Annotated in this window: 3 protein-coding genes and 1 pseudogene; 1 reads left to right on the top strand and 3 read right to left on the bottom strand. The window is 65.9% G+C overall.

From position 1 onward, the window contains the following. Positions 1-299 precede the first annotated feature (299 nt). Positions 300-2,201, bottom strand: a complete 1,902-nt coding sequence (locus KRR26_RS36220; RefSeq protein ID WP_217082166.1) for a hypothetical protein — start codon at positions 2,199-2,201, stop codon at positions 300-302. Positions 2,202-2,674: 473 nt separating this feature from the next. Here KRR26_RS36220 and KRR26_RS36225 point away from each other — a divergent pair. Further along, positions 2,675-2,821: pseudogene (locus tag KRR26_RS36225) on the top strand (transposase); the annotation flags it as partial. Between the two features lie 434 nt (positions 2,822-3,255). Here KRR26_RS36225 and KRR26_RS36230 read toward each other — a convergent pair. Both KRR26_RS36230 and KRR26_RS36235 read right to left on the bottom strand, forming a co-directional pair. Next, the gene (locus KRR26_RS36230; protein ID WP_217082168.1) at positions 3,256-3,417 is read right to left on the bottom strand and encodes a hypothetical protein; all 162 of its coding nucleotides are present in this window, start codon (positions 3,415-3,417) and stop codon (positions 3,256-3,258) included. A 70-nt stretch (positions 3,418-3,487) separates the two neighbouring features. Beyond that, on the bottom strand, positions 3,488-3,909 hold a 422-nt coding region (locus KRR26_RS36235; RefSeq protein WP_217082169.1), incomplete at its 5' end, for a transposase.

Genomic DNA, 3,909 nt, shown 5'->3' on the forward strand with positions numbered 1-3,909 from the left:
TGCGTCGCCACAGCTCGTCTGGCACTCGCCAGCCATCGTCCTTCTTGACTACCCCATGGCTGCGTCCTCCTGCCTCTTCAACCCGGCAGGAGGCCGACCTTCTTCCCTACCGAAATAGGTTCTTAGGCGTAGGGGCGCGAGCTGCTTCGGGTCACCCGCCGCCTTCAGCACCTGCTTGCGCCAGGTCGGGAGAGTGATGTCGATCCGGCCGGTAGTGGGGCAGTCAGGTGGCGCGTCCCCGAGCGCCGCTGTCGCCGCCAGGGTGAGGCAGAGCGTGGCAAACCGTGGCGTTCTCATGGCTACCAGCCCGTGAACGAGCCGTGGGTTCGCGGGAGGCCAACGGCGGCAATCCGGTTAGCCCGGGTGATGGAGTCCACCATGTTCCGGTTGCTCTGATAGTGGTTGATGGCTGCTTGTTCGAAGGCGTCCGGCTCCACGGTAAAGACGAGGTCCAAGCCCTGCGCATGGTTGATGGCGGCCCGCAGATCCCCGCGCACGTTGCCCGGTGCGTTGATGTGGTGATCGAGGATCAGGGCCACGCCGTGCTCGGACGTGAAGACTTCATTGACGGCCCGATTGATTCCGTTGACGGCGAGATTGCCGACCTGGCGGATGATGCGGTCGAACCGAGCCAACGCCATCCGGCACTGCGCGGCCTTGTAGGGGACGGAGGCCAGGGATGCCATGCGGAAGCGTGCCGCCCAGAGCGTAGGGAATTCCGTGCGGCCGTCCATGTTGACGAAGCTCCCGAAGAAGGCGCTGCGGTTGAGGACGGGAATGAGGTCGTGCACGGCCCCGTTGGCCCGCACCTCCTGGAGGATGGCCTGGGCGTCGCCGGTCGCGTTGCCGGGCTCATCCCGGACCTCCAGACCGTAGAGCCGGAGGAACAGCATGAAGTCGTCCGGGGACTGCTCCTTGAAGCTCAGGAGCATGGGGAGCAGTTCGTTGTTCACGTGGAGCGTCCATTGGTGGAGGCCCGAGGAGACGAGCCCCGCGTCCCGGAGTCGGACGCCGTCCAGGTACCCTTCGTTCCGAGCAATGGAGGCGATAATGTCGAGGCGGGCATCAATTTGGACATCACCATCCGGGTTGAGCGCAGCGGAATTGGCTGCGATGAAGGCCGCCGTATCCAGCCGGCCGCCGTAGGCGGGGCCACGGTAGTTCCCGTAGACGTCCATCCTCCCGGCGAGGACGTCGCGGCCGAGGACCATCCGGTGCCGGCCTCCGGCCAACTCGGCAGCTCGTACCTGCGCAATCTCGCCGATGACGCCCCGGTCATTCAGCTGCTGCGTGGTCTCCGGGACCTCGCGGGGAGCCACGGGCACTCCACCCGGGCGAAGTGCCTGGGCCAGCAGGGTACTTGCCCGCGTCAGCTGCTGCTGCACTTCAGCAGGCAGGGCGGTGGGGGCCGAGTTGAATATCTGCGCCAGACGCTGCAGGAAGCCGCTGCCCCCAGTCAGCGTCGCCAGGAGCTCCAACTGGTGGACGACGACGAAGTCCATGAGTGCCAAGGCCACCCCGAACGCGTCGGCCCCCATCTGCCGGAAGAGCTCGAAGGCGGGCAGCACTACTTCATAGGGGTTGCGTATCAGCCGCCCGTAGAGCGCCGCCGCGAGGTCCTCGGTGTTTGCATTGTCACGAAGGAAGGCTGCCGCGTCGGTCTTCCGATCCGCATCATCCATGAGCTGGAGCAGGCCCGGACGGCGGTCTAGGAGCGGCGCCCACGTTGCGTCAAAAGCTGCGGACCACGTACGAATTTGGGCCGAGTTGAGGACCCAGCGGCTGTTGGCCGCATCGCGCTCGATAGGGAGAGGAATCCTCAGTCCGACCCGGTAGTTTTCCATGGTGGCGGCGGGCAGGTAGTGCTGGTTGTAGACGACCAGCGCACGGGCCAACTCGTCCACGGTCGGTGCTGCAGGTGGTGCCGCGGCAGTGAAGAGCCCGAGGAGCGAAGTGGCGAGCCCTCGCAGCGTGGCACCGGGGCCGATGATGGCCGACACCCGGGGCTGCAGTGTCTTGTCGTTCTCCAGCCCACCAGTGAGATGGGCCAGGCCTCCGTTGGTCGTCGGTTGGATGGCCTCCGGATAGAACATGACGTTTTGTGTGGAGTCCGCTGTATCCCATGGATTGGGTGGCGGTGCCGCGACCTGGGAGATGATTGTAGTTACGAACGCTCCCAGGGAGTTGAGCGACGAGGTCATTCACCCTCCGGCGGTGGCACGTGGGCAGCATAACGCGATCAGGACGAGACAGACCAAGCCGAACCTCTCGCTCGGGCGTCCGCTCCGCGGCGGAGATGCTGCCACTCGCTACTACCCGGACGCACCATCCAAATCTTTGTGATTGATTGACCGCTCGCGACGAACAGAGCAAGAGTCGGCAAATCCAAGGATCGTCATCGGCGAACTCTATGGGGGAAGCAGCCGAGCGCGGGCTCGCGTGTAGGAACTGTCGGCTGAGAGAAGAATCAGGCATTCTCAGACCCACAGCCCTGCGTTCCACGCGAGGCTTGTGGAGGTGCCAATGTTGAAACGCCACGACTCGCAGGGGCCGGCCCTCCAGCGTCTGCTGACTGCGTGCTCACTCGCGCGACTGGGTAGTATGACATGCCCTGAGAGTTTCGGACCACCTGAAGCTTGAGAGGATGCCGCTCCGGGCACGACGGAGGCAGGAGGTGAAGAAGAGTCGGTTCTGCGAAGAGCAGATGGTCGCGATTCTGCGCGAGGCAGAGCGGACGTCAGTCCCGGAGACCGCGACGAAGCACGGGGTGAGTGAGTCGACGGGGTGCGCGTGGCGCAAGCGCTTCGGGGGCATGGATGCCACCGCACCCTGACTGGGCGCGAGAGGCGGCATGGTACGCCGTCATCTTCGGCCTGCTCTTGGATGCCGAGGGCTCCCCGCGCCGAATCGAAGAGGTGGGTCGACGCGACGCCCACGTGGACCTATCAGTGTGCACCATCTACCTGCTCGGCCCCGTAGCTGTTCCGGCGACGTCGCCCGAGGTTAGCCCTGGCTGGCGCGTCGCGGCGGAGCGCCAGGCGCGCGGGTCGCTCACGCGCCAGCGCTATGGGCCCCAACTTGCCCTCGCTCGCTGGCAGTACATCTCGAAGCGTTCCAGGTGGCGATGGGGGCGGCCGGCGTCGTAGAGCTGGCCCTCCCTGCTGTGCGCACGCGCATCCGCGGAGGAGCGGCCTGGAGCTGTGGGCTTCAGGAGGGCATCGGTCTTCCCGCTTGCCCGCGTCGCTCCCTAGGGAGTCAGAGTGGGACGACCGCGAAGCGCGAGCCGGGATTGAGCCTCTCAAGCTCCGCGCGGCGAGCCTCGGCGGCGTCGGCCTCTTCGAAAGCGTCGCTCTTCCAGTCGGCCTGGGTAGGCGCCATGCGGCTGATAGAGCCGTCCTTGTTCACCGACTTCACCATGAAGGGTCAAGTCCCGAATCGTGTGTAGTTGGTTCGGAGGGGGGGCGGGGGAGGAAAGCTCCTTTGGGCATCATTCAGCGGTGTCTGGGTTTGAAGTCAGCAGGGCCATGTCGAGGTAGCGGCGGTCACCCCAGATGCCAGTGACTTCGAGGGCGACGGCGGTGATGAGGCGCAGGGCGCTGGCGCGGTCCGGGAAGGCGCCGGCGGAGCGGATACGGCGCTTCACTTCGCCATGGAGTCGCTCCAGGCCGTTGGTGCTGCGAAGCCGCTTCCAGTGGGCCTTGGGGAAGGAGAAGAAGCAGGTGGCGGAGGCAAAGCCTTCGCGTAGGCACTCCATGGCCTCGGGGACCTGGCGGCCCAGGCCTGACTGGAGTGCCTCCAGGCGCTTCCTGGCGTCCTGGAGAGTCGGAGCCTCGAAGACGGCCGAGGTCTCCTTGCCGAGTCGTCCGCGCAGCCTCCAGGGGGCCTTGGCGAGGACGTTGCGGGTGAGGT

It is taken from the genome of Citreicoccus inhibens, assembly GCF_019039035.1.
Taxonomy (GTDB): Bacteria; Myxococcota; Myxococcia; order Myxococcales; family Myxococcaceae; genus Citreicoccus; species Citreicoccus inhibens.

Bases quoted from the DNA above. Each gene is read 5' to 3' on its own strand.
- KRR26_RS36220 (WP_217082166.1), bottom strand. From the start codon at position 2,201: ATGACCTCGTCGCTCAACTCCCTGGGAGCGTTCGTAACTACAATCATC.
- KRR26_RS36230 (WP_217082168.1), bottom strand. From the start codon at position 3,417: ATGGTGAAGTCGGTGAACAAGGACGGCTCTATCAGCCGCATGGCGCCT.